The 16,922-nt window shown below is 73.1% G+C and carries 12 protein-coding genes; 9 read left to right on the plus strand and 3 right to left on the minus strand.

Annotated elements, in window-relative coordinates; genetic code table 11:
* Nucleotides 1-68 precede the first annotated feature (68 nt).
* From ACFWIS_RS13670 to ACFWIS_RS13680, 3 genes are read right to left on the minus strand one after another with little or no spacing between them, the layout of a single operon-like run.
* On the minus strand, nt 69-914 hold the full coding sequence (locus ACFWIS_RS13670) for a carbohydrate ABC transporter permease (RefSeq protein ID WP_380453005.1): 846 nt from the start codon (nt 912-914) through the stop codon (nt 69-71).
* Nucleotides 911-1,801 carry a carbohydrate ABC transporter permease gene (locus tag ACFWIS_RS13675; protein ID WP_380453007.1) on the minus strand — a complete coding sequence of 297 codons (891 nt, stop codon included), beginning with the start codon at nt 1,799-1,801 and terminating at the stop codon, nt 911-913. Before ACFWIS_RS13675 ends, ACFWIS_RS13670 begins: the two co-directional genes overlap by 4 nt.
* A 37-nt stretch (nt 1,802-1,838) precedes the next feature.
* Nucleotides 1,839-3,116: an extracellular solute-binding protein gene (locus tag ACFWIS_RS13680; RefSeq protein ID WP_380453009.1), complete on the minus strand. Its 1,278-nt coding sequence runs from the start codon at nt 3,114-3,116 to the stop codon at nt 1,839-1,841.
* A gap of 317 nt (nt 3,117-3,433) precedes the next feature.
* Between ACFWIS_RS13680 and ACFWIS_RS13685 the strand changes: the two genes are divergently transcribed.
* The 9 genes from ACFWIS_RS13685 (at nt 3,434) to ACFWIS_RS13725 (ending at nt 16,845) form a co-directional block, all read left to right on the plus strand.
* Entirely contained in the window at nt 3,434-4,960 is a 1,527-nt protein-coding gene (locus tag ACFWIS_RS13685) for a transferase (RefSeq protein WP_380523858.1), read from the plus strand.
* A 78-nt stretch (nt 4,961-5,038) separates the two neighbouring features.
* Nucleotides 5,039-5,743 carry a DUF4328 domain-containing protein gene (locus ACFWIS_RS13690; RefSeq protein ID WP_380453013.1) on the plus strand — a complete coding sequence of 235 codons (705 nt, stop codon included), beginning with the start codon at nt 5,039-5,041 and terminating at the stop codon, nt 5,741-5,743.
* Entirely contained in the window at nt 5,740-6,225 is a 486-nt protein-coding gene (locus ACFWIS_RS13695) for a hypothetical protein (RefSeq protein ID WP_380453015.1), read from the plus strand. The genes ACFWIS_RS13690 and ACFWIS_RS13695 overlap by 4 nt, the downstream gene beginning before the upstream one ends.
* On the plus strand, nt 6,222-6,512 hold the full coding sequence (locus ACFWIS_RS13700; RefSeq protein ID WP_380453017.1) for a hypothetical protein: 291 nt from the start codon (nt 6,222-6,224) through the stop codon (nt 6,510-6,512). The genes ACFWIS_RS13695 and ACFWIS_RS13700 overlap by 4 nt, the downstream gene beginning before the upstream one ends.
* 264 nt (nt 6,513-6,776) lie before the next feature.
* Nucleotides 6,777-7,244, plus strand: coding sequence for a CU044_2847 family protein (locus ACFWIS_RS13705; protein WP_380453019.1), 468 nt, complete (start codon nt 6,777-6,779; stop codon nt 7,242-7,244).
* Nucleotides 7,241-8,233 (plus strand): trypsin-like peptidase domain-containing protein, encoded by a 993-nt coding sequence (locus tag ACFWIS_RS13710; protein ID WP_380453021.1) that lies wholly within the window; start codon nt 7,241-7,243, stop codon nt 8,231-8,233. The genes ACFWIS_RS13705 and ACFWIS_RS13710 overlap by 4 nt, the downstream gene beginning before the upstream one ends.
* A gap of 4 nt (nt 8,234-8,237) precedes the next feature.
* Nucleotides 8,238-9,767: a hypothetical protein gene (locus ACFWIS_RS13715; protein WP_380453023.1), complete on the plus strand. Its 1,530-nt coding sequence runs from the start codon at nt 8,238-8,240 to the stop codon at nt 9,765-9,767.
* An 88-nt stretch (nt 9,768-9,855) separates the two neighbouring features.
* Nucleotides 9,856-10,890 (plus strand): AAA family ATPase, encoded by a 1,035-nt coding sequence (locus ACFWIS_RS13720; RefSeq protein ID WP_380453025.1) that lies wholly within the window; start codon nt 9,856-9,858, stop codon nt 10,888-10,890.
* Nucleotides 10,891-10,902: 12 nt separating this feature from the next.
* Complete coding sequence (locus ACFWIS_RS13725; RefSeq protein WP_380453027.1) at nt 10,903-16,845, plus strand: SAV_2336 N-terminal domain-related protein; 5,943 nt, start codon at nt 10,903-10,905, stop codon at nt 16,843-16,845.
* Nucleotides 16,846-16,922 lie beyond the last annotated feature (77 nt).

Raw genomic sequence — 16,922 nt, forward strand, 5'->3', positions numbered from 1 at the left:
CGATCGTCTTTCTCTGCCGGCTGCTTGACTGATGAGTTGCTTGACCGGCGGGCTACTTCGCCGGCGGGCTACTTGACCGATCCGGCGGTGAGCCCGGAGACCACGTGCCGCTCGATCACGGCGAACAGCGCCACGACCGGCATGATCGCCACGACCGAACCGGCGAACAGGTAGTTCCACTGGACGGTGTAGTTGCCGATGAAGCTGTTGATGCCGACGGTGAGCGGCTGGGCGTTCGGGGCGGTGGACAGCGTCAGGCCCATCACGAACTCGTTCCAGGCGGAGATGAAGGTGAAGATCAGCGCCGTGACCACGCCCGGCAGGGCCAGCGGCAGCACCACCCGGCGCAGCGCCCCGAGCCGGCCCAGGCCGTCCAGCAGGGCGGCCTCCTCCAGTTCCACCGGGATCGAGGAGATGTACGCGGTGAGGATCCAGACCGCGAAGGCCAGGTTGAAGGCGGCGTTGCAGAGGATCAGCGTCCAGACCGAGTTGAGCATGTCCAGCTGGTAGAACTCCCGGTAGAGGCCCACCAGCAGGGAGGTCGGCTGGAACATCTGGGTGACCAGCACCAGTAGCAGGAACAGCCTGCGCCCCCGGTAGCGCACCCGGGCGGTGTAGTAGGCGGCGGGCAGCGCGACCAGCAGTGCCAGCACGGTGGAGCCGCCGGCCACCAGCAGGGTGACCCGCAGATTGCCGCCGAGGGTGGAGTCGCGCCAGACGCCGAGGAAGTTGGACCAGGCGAAGTGCCGTGGCAGGTAGGTCGCGTCGCGCAGTTCGTCCGCCGGGCGCAGCGCGGTGACGACCATCTCCAGGTACGGGAGCAGGAAGAGCGCCGCCAGCAGCCAGGCCGCCCCCGCGAGCGCCAGGGTGCGCGGGCCGAGCCGCCGCTTCCGAGATGTCTGACGGTACGTCAACTCTCCTCCTGGTTCCAGCGGCTGACCTTCAGGAAGGCCAGCACGAGCAGCACCACGAGCGCGAAGTTGACCACTGACATCGCCGCTGACTCCCCGATGTCGGTGTCCTTCAGCTGGTACATGAACACCGTGCTGGTGGCCGTGTCACTGCTCGGGCCGCCCTGGGTCATGCCCCAGATCACCGGGAACGAGTTGAAGACGTTGATCAGGTTGATCACCACGCCGACCAGGAAGGCCGGGCGCAGCAGCGGCAGGGTGATCCGCCGGTAGGCCTGCGCTCGCGAGGCGCCGTCCACCCGGGCCGCCTCGTACAGCTCGCCGGGGATGGTCTGCAGGCCGGCCAGCAGGGTGTAGGTGGTGAACGGCAGGGAGACGAACACCGCGACGAACACCATCCACGGCCAGGCCGTCGACGGATCGCCCAGCCAGTCCCGCGGTCCGTCGATCAGCCCGAGGTCGGTCAGTGCGGTGTTCAGCACGCCCGCCGTCCGGTCGAGCATCCAGCGGAAGCCGATCGCGGTCATCAGCACGGACGCCGCCCACGGCGCGATCAGCGCCCAACGGGCGTACCGCCGGCCGGGGAAGCGCTGGTCGAACAGCTGGGCCAGGGCGAGCGAGAGCAGCATGGTCAGGCCGACCACGGCGAGCGTCCAGACCACCGTGGCGAGCAGCACATGGCCGAGGTCGGCCTCGCCGAACAGCTTGCGGTACTTGTCCAGCCCGGCCGAGCCGCGGACGAAACCACTGGTGCTGACCCGCAGGAACGAGGTGCGGACCATCTCGTACACCGGCCACAGCACCACGGTCGCGATCAGCAGCACGGCGGGGGCGATCCACGGCAGCGGGCCCAGTCGACGGCGGCTGCGGGCAGGGGAGGAGGGAGTCACGGGGTCGCCTTTCACGGGCGTCGTCCGTCCGGTGCCGTCACTTGTCGGCGACCGCGGCCTGGGCCTTCTTCTGCAGGTCGCCCAGCACCTTGGCCGGGTCGCCCGAGACGGCGCTGCCGATCGACTTCTTGATCTCGGCGGAGACCGCGTCCCAGGTGGTGTCGCCGAGCGGGTAGAACGCGGCGTTCGGCAGCAGGGCGAAGAACGGTGCGAGGTCCTGGTGCTTGCCGCCGGTGGTGAGGTCCTGCAGCGCGCTCTTGGTGACCGGCATCAGGTTGTACGTCTCGTCGAAGGCGAGCTGGTTGTCCTTGGCGTACGCGAAGTCCAGGAACTTGCGGATCTGGTCGCCGTGCCCGTTCTTCCTGAAGGCCATCATCCAGTCCGCCACCCCGAGGGTGGAGCTCAGCGGGCCGTCCTTGCCGGGGATGGGCGCGACCCCGTAGTCGACCTTGCCCGCCTGCGCCATCTGGATCAGCGACGGGTGCCCGTTCAGCATGGCCGCCTTGCCGGCCGCGAAGTCCGCGAACGCGGTCTTGCGGTCGGTGGTGGCCGGGTTGGCGTAGGTCAGCCCCGGGTCGACCAGGTTGGTCCTGAGCCAGCGGAAGGTGTCGATGTTCGCCTGGCTGTTCAGGGTGTACCCGCCGTCCTTGCCGGTCGGACCGCCGCCGGCGCCGAGCTCCCAGATCATGCTCTCGCCCTGGGCCTCCTCCGGGCCGAGCGGCAGCGCGTACGGCGTGACCCCGGGCGCCTTCGCCTTCAGCAGCTCGGCGTCCTTGCGCAACTCCTCCCAGCTGGTGGGCGGTTGGGTGATGCCGGCCTGCTGGAAGACCGTCTTGTTGTAGAACAGCGCCCGGGCCGAGGAGACGAACGGGATGCCGTACTGCACGCCCTTGACCTGCCCGGCGGTGGCGAAGCTGTCGATCAGATCGGCCCGGGTGGCGGGCGACAGCACGTCCTCCGCCTTGTACAGCAGGTCGTCGGCGACCTTGTCCGCGTAGCCGCCGGTCTGCAGGACGTCCGGCACGTTGCCGCTCTGGATCATCGTCTTGACCTGCTTGTCGATGTCGTTCCAGTTCACCACCTGGACGTCCACCTTGATACCGGGGTTGGCCGTGGTGAAGTCGGCGGCGACCTTGTTCCAGTAGTTCTTCGAGCTGTTGGACTCCTTGTCGCCGTAGTCGGCGGCCACCAGCTTCAGCGTCACCTTCCCGTCGGCGTCGGTCCCGCCGCCCCCGCCGCCGCCGCTTCCGCAGGACGTGAGGGCGAGCGCACCGAGGGCACACGCCGAGACGAGGACCAGTACACGTTTGTCCACCGCAGTTACCGCCTTCGTGCGTGCTTGATCGGATGATCCAAGATGCTTGAAGAACGCAGGTTTTGAGCAGTTTCGAAAGAGCAGCTTGCTGCTTCGGGTGGTTCATGTCAATCCTGGGCGCAGTTCTGAGCATGCCGCCGCCCGGATCGGGGCAGGCCGAAGGTGCTCTGCGCAGAATCGCTCAAACCGTCGCCCCGGCAGGTCGGGGGAGCCGCCCCGTGGCTCATATGTCGCTCAAATCTCTTCAGTTCTTGGTGAGTTGTGCCACATCATGTAAGCGTCCGGGACGTGCACCACCTCTTCTGCCGGAGGCAGTGATGAGCACGAGGGGGCGCTCGGCGCAGGGGCTCTGGATGTCCTCCGGCTTGCGGACGCTGGCCCGGGTGATCACTGTGACCGCGCTCCTCGCCGCCTACGTCGCGCTCCACCTGGCGATCACCGCAGTTGAGACCCGGCAGGACCACGACCGCTTCCACGACGGCGCTGCCCGCGCCACCGCGTTCACCGCCCTGGTAAACCGCTACGCGAGCGGCGACCCGACCGCCCGTGCCGAAGTCGGCGCGGCGCGGGCGTGGTTCGAGGAGAACGCACCGCCCGGCCGGGCCCGGGCCACGGTCGCCGCCGCCACCGATCTCGTGGGCCATCGCCAAGGGGCCGCCGCCCGGGAGCGGGCCGGCGCGCTCGCGGCGGACGTCGAGCGGGACCGGGCGACTCTCGACCAGGACCTCCGTACCCAGACCCAGGCCATGCTCTGGCTCGCGGCGGTCGCCCTGGCGCTCGCCGGGCCCTCGCTCCGGCTGCGCCGCCGGCGCAGGGCGGCGACCGCGGAAGCCGTTCGCACGGTCGGCCGGTTCGCCGAACGGCATCCACCGTGGCGCCGGCCGCTGTTCCTGATCGCGAGCGGCCTCGGCTACACCCTGTTCGTCGGCGGGATGTTCCTCGTCGCCAAGGCCCGGCGAACGGATATGGACGTTCCGCCAGTGGCCGTCCAGCTCGAGATGCTGCCAGGAGGGTTGGTCGCAATCGGCGTGGGCTTCCTGATCCTGCGGTACACCCGCCCCCGTTCGACGCGGAACGCGGTCGCCGCCCTGCGGGCCGACGGCCGCCGACCCGTGCTCTACCTCCGCAGCTTCGCCGACGACCGCACCGCGGCACAGATCGACGACGGACAGGAGCTCAACATCCACTCCCGGGAGGAACAACTCGCCGCCGCGCTGCGGGCCTTCGGCCCCATGATCGCGGTGGGCAGGCCGGGCGAGCCGCTGCCGCTCCTCGGCGCCGCACGGTTCTACCTGCCGCTGGACGACTGGAAGCCGACGATCCTGCGGCTGATGGACCTGGCTCAACTCATCGTGCTGCGGGTGGGCGTCGGCGAGGGACTGCGGTGGGAGATCGAGCAGGTCATCGCCACCCAGCCCGCCCGCAAGCTGCTCCTGCTGACACCGGGCCGGGTGAGGGAGGCGATCGACAGCCTGGACGGCCGACTGCCGGTGCCGCTGCCGCTGGAGGGGGTGGCGACGGACACGTCCTGGATCTCGGCCGCCGTCACCTTCGGCCCGGACTGGACACCGCAGGTGAGGGCGGTCCGGCCCGTTCCCGACCCGGAGGCCCCTCGCGGTGGGCTCCTACGTCGCGTCAGGACGGGCCTGGAGACGATCGGGGAGCCCTCACCGGCGCGTCGTACGGTCCGCGCGATGAAGGCCGCACTGGCAGCGGTGGGCGTCCGCGGCCGGATGGTCGTGATGCGCAGCGACAGCAACATGCTCGTCACCTTGGGCAAGGGCGCGGTGGCGATCGCCGTCCTGGTCCTGCTGTTCCGGCTGCTCGAACTCGCCGGTCGCTGAGAGCGCCGAGCCGGAACCGGCGCCGGCCCGCGGCGTCCGGTGTGACTTCGAGGACAGCGACGTCAACGGAGGGAAACCATGAACGACGTACAGTACGGCGGCACCGGTCGCACGAGCGACGCCCGCACGGATCGACGCAGGCCGCTGGCCGGCTGGGCCGCCGCCGCGGTGGTGCTGATCGCGGTCGCCGTCCTGCGGGAGGTGCTGCTCGCGGTGACCAGCTGGCGTGACTACCTGCTCATCCACGACTACATCAACGGGGCGGCCACGGAGGCGGATCTGGAGGCCGCCGACACGGACGTGCTCACGACGGTGGTGTCGTCGGTGGCGGCGATGTTCGTGGTCTGGATCGCGGCCGGGGTGCCGTTCCTCGTCTGGCTGTGGCGGGCGCGGGTCAACGCCGAGGCGATCGGGGGCCGCGACTCGCAGCGCCGGGCCCGGCTGTGGGTGGTCGGGGCATGGACGTCCCCGGTGGCCAACCTCTGGTACCCCTACCAGGTCGTCTCGGACATCTGGCAGGCCAGCGCTCCTCGGCTGCGAGCCTCTGCCACCTTGGTCAAGGCCTGGTGGGTGTGCTACCTCCTGGCCCAACTCGTCAAGCCGATCCAATGGCGCATGGCTTCCGGGGAGTGGGGCGGCGAGCAGGACGCGCTGTCCAGCGCGTACGTGACCACCCTGCTCTCGGCCTTGCTGCTGGCGGCCGGTGTGCTGCTCATCCTCGTCATCAGGCAGGTCACCGCCTGGCAGACCGAGGCGCCGGGGACCGCGGGCGGTGGGCGGTGAGCACGGCATCCGCACGTCCCCCCGAGGAGCCGGAGCCGGGTCAGCCGCCGGAACTCCTGGAGCTGTACAAGCTCGCGGTGGAGATGGCCGACCGGGTGTCCGCCCGCCGCGGCGCGGCCAACGCCTTCTTCCTCTCCGTGCAGACCGCCCTCGTCACCGTCGTCGGCCTCGGGATCCCCCAGCTGCGGGAGACGGCGTGGTGGGCGGTGGTCGCCGTCACCGCGGCGGGCCTCACGCTGTCGCTCGCGTGGTGGCTCCAGCTGCGCAGCTACCGGGACCTCAACACCGCGAAGTTCAAAGTCATCAACGCGATCGAGAACAACCTGCCGGCCAAGGTCTTCACCGACGAGTGGAGCCACCTCAAACAGACCCCGCGCCCGGGCTACAAGCGGTACGCGGAACTCGGCATCTCCGAACGGCTCGTTCCCTGGGTGTTCGCGGCGGTCTATCTGGTCATCCTCACGGGCACACTGCTCGAATGACCTATCTTGACGATCTCGCCGATCTCATCCGCTCGTGCCTGCCGCCCACCGCCGTGCCCCCGGCCGACTCCGACGCCCTCTTCCGCAGCTATGCCGTCCTGCTCCGAGCGAAGGGGGAACTGGTCACGGACGAAGACGTCCACGACGCCTGGTCGGCCTGGATGCAGTCGGTGAACGCCACCCATCGCGCCCTGGTCCCCTTCCAGGACCTCCCTCCGGAGACCAGGGCGTTCGACACCCCGTACACGGAGGCGATCCGGGCGGCGGCCCGCAAGGTCGGACGGTGACCGGCAGCTGCCCCGAGCCCGGCAGCGCTGCCGCTGAGGCGCGGGCCCGCACCCCGTGAGGGCTCCGCCCGAATCCGGGTATGGGCACCCGTCACCTACCAGGAGCAGGAGGCCCCGGACCGGTAGAAGATGATCGAGCAGGCCGCGCGGTCGCGGTATTGTGGCGCGCGCAGTCGGGGAGGCTGCGGGCCGGGGCGGCGGTTCGGGCGTGCGGCCCGGCCGGTGGCTCCGACGCGTGGTTCGGACGTTCGGGAGGGGAGCGGCGTGGCCGGGGACGTGACGGTGGAGACGATCGACCTGGGGGACGGCACCACGGTGCGGGCCGAGGTGATCGGCGAGGTGGGCTTCGCCGCGGCCGGGGACGAGGACGGCTTCGGCGACGTGGCGCTGCGGGACCGGGCCGCCCGGGTCGGCTCGGCGGTGGCGCTCTCGCTGGACCAGGTGCGCGGCACGGTGCAGGGCATCGGGCGCTGGGCGGCGGAGACCATCGCCCAGGGCGGGTCCGGGGCGCCGGACTCCTTCGAGGTCGAGTTCGGGCTCAAGTTGGCCGTGAAGTCCGGGCAGTTGCTCGGGATCATCGCGGAGGCCGGGAGCGAGGCGGGGCTGACCGTCAAGCTCTCCTGGGACCTCGCGGCGCGGCGCGAGCGGGCGAACGGCGGCCCGGCGGGCGGTGCGACGGCCGTAGGCGGTGCCGAGGGTGCCGAGGCCGCCACCCCCGCCGTCGCGGAGTGACCGGCCCGCACCTCGACGGCGCCCGGGCCGAGGCGCTGCACCGCTGTGCCGTCAGGATCGAGGCGTTGAAGGGTTTCCGGGGCAGTGGCTTCCTGGTCGCCCCCGGCCTGGTGCTCACCTGCGCCCATGTCGTGCTGGACCGCTCCGGGGTGGCCGAGGGGCTGGCCGTCCGGCACGGTTCGGGCGCCCATCCGGTGGAGCCCGGGGCGGTGCGGGCCGAGCCCGACACCATGGGCGGCGGCTCGTTCGAACCGTTCCCCGACCTCGCGCTGCTCGACGTCCCGACGCTGGCCGGCACCGGCCACCCGGTGGCGTCGCTGGCGGACGGCGAGGCCGAGCCGGGCACCTGGCTGACCGCCCTGGGCTACTCCACGAAGACCCCCACACCCGGCGCCAGCGCTGACACCGCGGCGCTCCGGGTCGTCGGCCGCTCCGGGGAGTTCGTCGGCGTCACCGGCTTCGTCCAGCCCGGCTTCAGCGGCAGCATGCTGGCCGGGCCGGACGGCCTGGTGCGCGGAGTGCTCAAGGGCACCCGCTCGGACAGGCAGGACCTGGGCGGCTGGTACGTCCCGCTGGCGGCGCTGCTCGCCTTCCTCGGCCCGGCGGTCCGGCCGGTCGCGCCGGTCATGTCAATCACGCCGGTCATATCGGTCACGCCGGGGCCGTCCGAACCGCTGCCCACCGACGCCGAGTTGGTGGCGGCCCTGATGGCCGTCCCGTACACGGCGCGCGCCGACGGGCGGTTCGACCTGCTGGAGCGGATGGGCGAACACCTCGGCCTGCCGCACTCGTTCGAGGTCGAGGAGCGTGCCGACCGCCGCGACCACCTGTTCAGGATCGTCCGCCGCTGCCGCCATCATCGCGACGCCCCGGCGGCGCTGCGCGCGCTGTCCTCGGCACTGGAGGAACTCGCCCCGTACGACGGCGCGTTGGAGCGGCTCCGGGCCCTGGTGGAACGGGCGGCGGCCGGCGGCCCGGGGAGCAGGTAGAGCGATGACCGCAGGGGCGTACGGCGACTGGTCGCCGCAGGCCGCCGTCGAGCCGGGGTGCCGCACCGCGCCGCCGATCGAGGCGGCCGAGGGCCTGCTGACCGAGATCCTCTTCGAGTTCCAGGGGATCTCCCGGCGGGAGTTCCGGCAGGGCGTCCTGGAGACGATGGGCCGCTCCCCGTCCTCCCGGATGTTCCACCTGGACGTCAAGGAGGCCGACACCGCCCGCGAGCACGTCCGGGAGATCCTGCGGAGCATCCGTCGCGCCCCCGACCCCCGGGCCGTGCTCGGCTCGCTCGGCGAGGCGCTCAGGGCCCACGAACCCTACGACGGTGCGTTGCCCTGGCTGGAGCTGGTGGTGCTGGCACTGACCGCCGACACCGGTCTGGCCCCCGAGCTGCTGCTGCGCGTCATCGCCCTGCTGCGCGCGCTGACGCCCCCGCCCGGCCCCCACCAACTGATCGGCCACGTGCCCCCGCAGGCCCCCGGCCGCCACCGGATCGACGAACGGACGACGCTGCCGGAGATCCTGGGCCGGCTGCTGGACCGCTTCGGCGGGCCCGACGCCGGGCATGCGCTGTCCTTCCTCGACGGGCTGGCGCGGGACCGTGAGCTGACCCTTCGCCATCCACAACTCGGCAGCTTGTCAGTGTTGTTGAGCAGCGTCACGGCCGCCCGCCCGGCGCCGCGACAGGAGGCGCCCGGCCGGTTGATCGTGCAGATCCGGCTGGAAGCGGAGACCCCGGAGCACATCGAGGCGGCCCGCTACCACCTCCGGGCGTCCTGCTACCGCCAGCCGGCGGCCGGCGGGCCGATCGAGCGCCTCCACGACCTGGTCGCCGCCGACTCGCTCGCCCTGGAGGACCTGGTCGCCGAGGGCAGCGCCCGGCTGGCCGGCTGGCAGGCGCTCTTCACCGAGCTGGCCAGGAACCGGCGCAGCCCGGTCCGGATCGAGTTCCTGCTGCCCAGGGCCCTGCTCGGCCACAGTGCCGACCTGTGGTCCCCGACCCCCACGGGCCACCGGATCGGACTGCTGCACCCCGTGGTGGTCCGCTACCTCGACCGCTACACCAACCCCTGGCTGCAGATCCCGGCCTGGTACGAGCGCTCAGAGCACCTGCTCGCCGACACGCCCGACTGCGAGGCCGTCGACCGGATCGGCTGGCCGCCGCTGCACCCCGAACGCGCCGCCGACCTGCCCGGCTGGCTCGACGGCCGGCCCACCGTGGCCTGCCTCGGCCTCGACACCCCGTACGACGAACTCGACCCCCGGGTGCGCGCGGCCGTGCTCGACGCCGTCGAACTCGACGGTGTCCCGGCCATGTTGTGGCGCCGGGCGCCCGGCGCCCCGACCGACGTGGTCGACGCCCTGCGCCGCGACCGCCCACGCTCCCTGGCCCACCTGCCGGAGGCCGTCCACCGGCACCGCAAGGTCACCAGGGCGGCACCGGCCCAGGACGGCGTCACCCTGTTCTGGGACGACCCCAACTGCATGGACCCGGATCAGGACGCCGGCTTTCCGGGGATGGTGTGATGCGGACGGCAACGACGGGGCAGCAGTCGGCGGTGCGGCAAACGACGGAGCGGCACACGATGAGCACGACGAGGACGAGGCGGTAACGATGCCCGAGAACTGGTGGATCTACCGGGGCACCGGCGTGCCCCACGGCGGCATCGCCGCGCTCCCGCCCGCCCCCGCCTGGCGCTCCTTCGGCGACTGGGTCGAGAGCGAGGACGAACTGCCCCCGCCCCCGGCCGACGACGCCGCCGGCCCGACCGCCCGCCGGCTCGGCCGCATCCAGCAGGCCATCGCCTACCAGGCCGACGACCGCGAGATCCACCTCGTCAACCTGGCCCTCCACCTGCGCCGCCCGCTGCTGATCACCGGCAAGCCCGGCGTCGGCAAGTCCACCCTCGCCTACGCCGTCGCCCACGAGCTGGGCCTCGGCCCGGTGCTGCGCTGGCCCATCAGCAGCCGCTCCACCCTGCGTGACGGCCTCTACACCTACGACGCCATCGGACGGCTCCACGAGGCGGGCCTGCGCACCCCCGAGGGCCCGGACCGACAGCCGCCCGCCATCGGCCAGTTCCTGCGCCTCGGCCCGCTCGGCACCGCGCTGCTGCCCTGGCGCACCCCGCGCGTCGTCCTCATCGACGAGATCGACAAGAGCGACATCGACCTGCCCAACGACCTCCTGAACGTGTTCGAGGAGGGCGAGTTCGAGATCCCCGAACTCCAGCGCCTCGGCCCGGTCCCGCAGGAGGTCGCCACCGCCGACCCGGGCCGGCGGGCGACCGTCCGCGGCGGCCACGTGCGCTGTGCCCGCTTCCCGCTGGTCGTCCTCACCAGCAACGGCGAACGGGAGTTCCCCTCGGCACTGCTGCGCCGCTGTGTCCGCCTGGAGATCCAGCCGCCCACCGAGGACCGGCTGGCCGCCATGGTCGCCGCCCACCTCGGCGCCGACCGCTCGGCCGACGGCGCCCAACGCGTCGCGCTGATCAGCGAGTTCCTCCGCCGCCAGCGCGAGGACGGCGCCGACCTCGCCAACGACCAACTGCTCAACGCCCTGCTGATGGCCGAGCGCGGCCTGTGGGGCAGCGGACCGGGGCGCGACGTCATCCACGACGTCCTGCTGCGCCCGCTCAACGAGGGCTGAGGCGGCGGTCGGGTGAGTAGCGACATCGGCACGGGCCCTGGTGCGGCCGGGGAGTCGACGGCGCGGTCCGTGCTGCGGCAGGCGCTGGCCGCGCTGGTCGCCCCCGACGGCGGGCAGGCAGAGCCGCAGGACCTGGCCGACGTGCTGTGGATCTCCCGCCTCGCCGGCCTGGGCCCGCTGCCCGACGGCGACCCGGAGCAGCCCGCCGACCGGCCCGCGCCACCGACGGCCGTCACCCCGTCGCCCGGCACCCCGCAGCGGACCGACCCCGGGCCCGACCCCGGGCCCGACCCCGGGCCCGACCGGCCGACCGAACCCGAACCGCCCGCGCCCACCACCCCCCGGCCCGACCCCAAGGTCCGGCTCCACCCCCGCGGCGCCCCCACCGGCCCCGGCCGGCCGGAGGCCGTCGCCCCCGCCGCCGAAGTCGTCCAGGTCACCCGGCCCACTGCCCTGCCCGGCGCCCTGGCGATCGCCCGCGCCCTGCGCCCGCTGCGCCGACCGCTCACCCAACGCCCCGGCGGCCGACGGCCGTTGCACCTCGACGAGGAGGCCACGGCGGCGGCCACCGCCGAGGCCGGCGTCCTGCTGCCGGTCTGGCAGCGGGCCCGGCCCCGGTACTCCGTCGACCTGCTGGTCGACACCGGCGCCACCATGGCCGTCTGGCACGACCTCGCCGGCGAACTCGCCACCCTGCTGGAACGCCACGGCGCCTTCGAGGAGGTGCGCACCTGGTCCCTCGACACCGACCGGGACACCCCGCACCTCACCCCCTTCCGGCGCCGCCGCACAGCCGTGCCTCAGCCCGCCGTACCGCAGTCCGCCGTATCTCAGTCCGCCGGGCGCGACCGCAACTGGGCCCGCCCACTCGTCGACCCGCACCGGCGCCGCATCCTGTTCGTCCTCACCGACGGCGTCGGCCCCGCCTGGTACGGCGCCGAGCTGGTGCCCTTCCTCGCCCGCACCGCCGCCACCGGCCCGGCCGCCGCCCTCCAGGTACTGCCCCGCCGCCTCTGGCACCGGACCGCGCTGCGCCCCGCCCCCGTCGAGGCCCGGGCCGCCACCCATGGCCGCCCCGTGCCCGTCCTGCGCACCGATACCACCCTGCCCGGCATCCCGCGCGGCAGGGCCGGCGAAGCCGCGCGCGCGGCAGTGGGCTGGCTCCCGCTGCTGGAGATCGACGCCGACTGGCTCGCCCCCTGGGCCGACCTCACCGCCGGCCGCACCACCGGCTGGACGCCCATGCTCGCCGCACCCCTCAGCGGAGTGCCCCGGCCACGCCGCCCCCGCGCCGGGGACACCGCCCCGCGCCCGGCCGCCGACCGGGTCGCCGCCTTCCGGGCCGGCAGTTCCCCGAACGCCTACCGCCTGGCTTGCCACCTGGCGGCGGCACCGCTCAGCCTGCCGGTGATGCGGCTGGTCCAGCGGGCCACGGTGCCGGAGTCGGGGCAGCGGGAGCTGGCCGAGCTGTTCCTGTCCGGGCTGATCGAGGTGCGGGAGAAGGCCGCCGACCCGGACGAAGTGGTGTACGACTTCGTCGACGACGTCCGGGAGGAACTGCTGGGCGAGCTGACCCGCACCGAGTCGGTACGGGTGCTGGACCACGTGCTCGCCAAGGTCTCGGGGCGGGTCGCGGCCACCTTCGGCGGGACGCTCGACTTCCGCGCCCTGGCGGCGAGCGCGGGGGAGGGCCGCCACCGGCTGCCCGAGCGCAGCCGCCCCTTCGCCGAGGTCGCGGCGACGGTGCTGGCCGGAGCTGGCGGCCAACACGCGGCGATCGCAAGGAACTTGGGCAGCGCGATGGCCGGCCGGGCGATCCGGGCGCTGCTCACCCCGCCGCCGCCGATCGTCAGCCCGCCGGACCCACCGCGGATGATCGGGCGGGACCACGAACTCCGCCTGCTCGCCGAGGCCTGCGAGCCCGGGGGAACCCGGACCCGGATGGTGGTGATCGAGGCCGCCCCCGGCATGGGCCGGCGCCGTCTCGTCCAGGAGTACGCCCAGCGCCACGGCGGCCGGCACGCCTTCGTCCACTGGATCGACGGTCGGACGGCCCGCACGGTGGGGAACGGATTCGAGCGGCTGCGGGCCGCCCTCGCCGCGGACCGTACCGAGCCCCTCGGCGAGACCGTCAGGGACCACCCGAACTGGCTGGTCGTCGTCGACGACCTGGGATCGGGCGCCCTGTTCCCGCGCGAACTCGCCCAGCTGATCGACTCCGATGCGGGCCGCTTGATCGTCACCACCGACACGCGCCAGGGGAAGCCCTTCCTCCGGTCCGCGACGACCATCACCCTCGGCTTCCTCACCGAGGCCGAACTTCGCGAGGAGATCCGCCACCGCCTCGGCGACGCCTACCAACGGATCGAGCACGCCCAGGAGTTCCAGCACCTGCTGGACCGGATGCCCCGGCGCCCGGACGAACTGGCGACCTGGCACCTGGACGAGCAACTGGCCGCCCTGGTCGGCCGGGCCGGGGCGGGGGACTCCTCCTCCAACGTCCGGAGCTTCCGGCTGCCTAGTCCGGCGCTGGCGATGGCCGCGGTGTCGCACCCCCCAGGCTGCCTCGCCGTGTGCGGGGCGGACCGCCTGATCCGCTACATCGACATGACGACCGGGCAGGAGGCGCGGCCCCCGTTGGCCCTGGAGGAGCAGATCTCGGACGTCTTCGCCCTGGCCGAGGCGAGCAACTCGCCTTTCGTCCTGGTGACGACGGGGGTCGTCGGTGGCCTCCTCTACTGGGATACCGGCAACGGCTCCTTCGTGACGGGCCACCGTGCCCTGGCCGAACCTCTGGTGGCCCTGGCGCCCATCGACCACGCCGACGGGCAGCGGTACCTCTGGACGGTGGACCTCAACGGCCGGATGCGCCTATGGAGCCCACAAGACGCCTCCGTGGTAGCGGAGTTGCCGAGCCTCGCCGGTGACCACCGCTCCTGGGCGATGACCACGCTGCCCCAGCCGGACGGCCCCTCGCTCCTGATCGGCGTCGACCCGACCGGCCGCCTCCACCGCTGGCGGCCCGACGACCCCTCGACCGTCGAGTCCTTCCCCGCCGCTGTCATCGACCCCGGCCGGGCGCGCAGCATCGTCGGGATCACCGGCGACGAGAACCGCTGCGTGATCGCCTCGATCGGCGACCGGGACACCCACGTCCACATCTGGGAGTTCGAGGGCCACTGGCGTGCCGACCAGCGGAGGGAGGCCGAACAGCCGCTGCTCGCCAGCCGCTTCCGCCTCATCGAGCGGATCGCCCAGGGCCGGCAGAGCGAGATATGGCGGGCCAGGGACGAACGGGACGGCACGACCGTCGCGGTGAAGACCTTCGACCGCGAACGCCTGCCCGCCGCCGTGGGGGCGGACCCGTTCCTGGAGCAGACCGGGAGGCTCGCGGACCTCGACCACCCCGGCATCGTCGCCTGCCGGAGCGCCGGCATCGACCCCGAACGCCTCTTCCTGGTGATGGAGTTCATCGACGGCCCCGACCTGAGCACGATGCTCGACGGGGAGCCGCTGCCCCCGTACGAGGCGGCGGCGATCGCCCACGGTGTCGCCGAGGCGCTGGACTACCTGCACGGTCGCGGGATCACCCACGGCAGGATCGAGCCCGCCAACATCCTCATCCGCCCGGACGGCCGCCCGGTCCTCGGTGACTTCGGGATCGACCTCGCGGGGGCCGGCCCGGCGGACCGGGCGGACGACCTCCACGCCCTCGGAAACCTCCTCCAGCAGACCGGCGTCCCCGAGGCCCTGCAAGGACTCGTCCTCGAACTGCTGCACCCGGACCCGCGCCGCCGGCCGTCCGCCGCCGAGGCCGCCCGGCGGATCGACGCCTCGGGCGCCCTGCGCCGGCCCGACCGCACACCGGAGCCCCCGCTCAGGTTCACCCTGCTCGGGGAGGTGCGGGTCTGGCGCGGGGACGAGCCGATCGACCTCGGTCCGCAGGAGCGGGGGGCGGTGCTCGCCGCCCTGCTGAGGTACCGGGGCCGTCCCGTCCGGGCTGAGGTCCTGCTCGACGCGGTCCGGCCCCAGCACACCTCGTCCGCCCAGGAGATCGACGAAGTGTGGGTCCATGTACAGGAGTTGGAGCGACTGCTCAACTCGCCCTCGGCTCCGCGAGCCGTGCTGGAGGAGCTGGCGGACGGCCACACCTGGGTCCTGAACGTCGCCGCCGAACAGATCGACGTCGTCCTCTTCGAACGGGCCCTGGAACGCGCCGAGGCCGCCCTCGCGGACGGCGCCCCGGGCTCGGCCAGGCGGCACGCCGAGGAGGCCCTCGACCTCTGGCGGGGCACACCGCTGCCGGGCCTGTCCGGGCCTTCGGTGGAGCCGGAGCGGACCCGCCTCAACGAACTGCACCGACGCGCAATGGAGTTGATCCTCGAAGTCGCACCACCGACCGCGCGCCGGGACGGCCGCCTCACCTACTCCCTGCTCGGCCCGCTGCGCGTCCTGCGTGGAGAGCAGCCGGTGCGCGTCGGCTCACCGCATCAGGAGGCCGTCCTCGCCGCCCTCCTCCTGCACGCCCCAGCGGCCGTGCCGATCGCCAGCCTGATCAACGCGGTCTGGGGCGACCGACCACCGCCCGATGCCAGCGCGGTGGTGCGCAGCCATGTGTCCCGGCTGCGCAACGCCCTGGGCGACCGCACCGGGTCGCGCGGTGCGGCCGATCTCCTCCAGTCGGTGAGTGACGGCTACCGGCTGACCGTCGACCGGGGCTCGCTCGACGCGGCCGTCTTCACCGAGCGGCTGGCCGCGGCCGCGGAGGCGGAGCAGGCCGGCGACCTGGCCGCAGGCCACGAGCTGCTGCGCTCGGCGCTCGACCTCTGGCAGGGCTCCGCGCTGGACGGCGTCCCCGGTCCGTACGCCTCCTGGGAGCGCACCCGGCTGACCGAGCGCCGGCTGGCCGCCACCGAGGACCTGTACGCCACCGGGCTGGCACTCGGGCGGCACGAGGAGTTCGTCGCGGAGATCGAACTGCTCGTCGCCGCGCACCCGTTGCGCGAGCGGCTGGGCGCCCTGCTGATGCTCGCCCTCTACCGGTGCGGGCGGAAGGCCGAGGCCCTGGAGGCCTTCGGGCGGCTGCGGGCGCGGCTGGGGCAGGAGTTCGCCGTCGAGCCGGGACCGGTGGTGACCAGGCTGCACCGGATGATCCAGGAGGACGACCGCGAGCTCCACCGCCCGGGCCGGGCCGAGGCGCTCGTGGTGCCGCAGGGCGGAACGACCGCGCCCGCCGGGGTGGACGCCGGCCGGCTCCCGCGCGGCGACGCCCCGCAGGGCGTGGCGATCGGGCTGGGCGTCGCCGAACAGGCGCCGGTCTTCGTGGACTTCGAGACCGACCCGCTGTTCGCGGTGTTCGGCGACGCCGGCTCCGGGAAGACCGCCCTGCTCCGCTTCCTGGTCAAGCAGCTCACCGAGCGCTACACCCCGGACCAGGTGGGCTTCCTGGTCTTCGACCGTCGCCACGCGCTGCTCGACGCGCTGCCGCCCGACTACCTGGTCCTCCACGCTTCGAGCGGCCCGGAGTTGGAGACCCTGGCCCGGACCCTGCGGGTCGCCGCGAACAGCCGTACACCGGGCAATCGGCGACACAAGGACGTCTTCCTGATCGTGGACGACCACGAGCTGATCGCCGCCGACCTCGCCGCGGACGAGGAGGACCCGCTGTCCTCCCTGGTCGAGTTCCTGCCCCAGGCACGCGAACTGGGCCTGCGCGTGATCCTCGCCCGCCGCTGCGAGGGCGCCGGCAGCGCCCGCGCCTCCCAGCCCTTCCTCCGCACCGTCTGCGACCTGGGCCCCCACGGCGTGGTACTTCCCGGCCAGGAACATGAGGGTCCCCTGCTCGGCGCCGTCGCCCCCCAGCCCCTCCGCCCGGGCGAGGGGATCCAGGTGACGCCGGAGAACCCGTCCGGAACCCTGATCCAGGTCGGCTGGATGCCGACCGGCACCGGCTGACGTCCGGGACGGGCTGACGTCCGGCACCGGCTGACGTCCGGGACGGGCTGATGGCCGGGACTGACGCGGGCCCGTTC

The organism is Kitasatospora sp. NPDC127060 (assembly GCF_042724935.1).
GTDB lineage: Bacteria > Actinomycetota > Actinomycetes > Streptomycetales > Streptomycetaceae > Kitasatospora.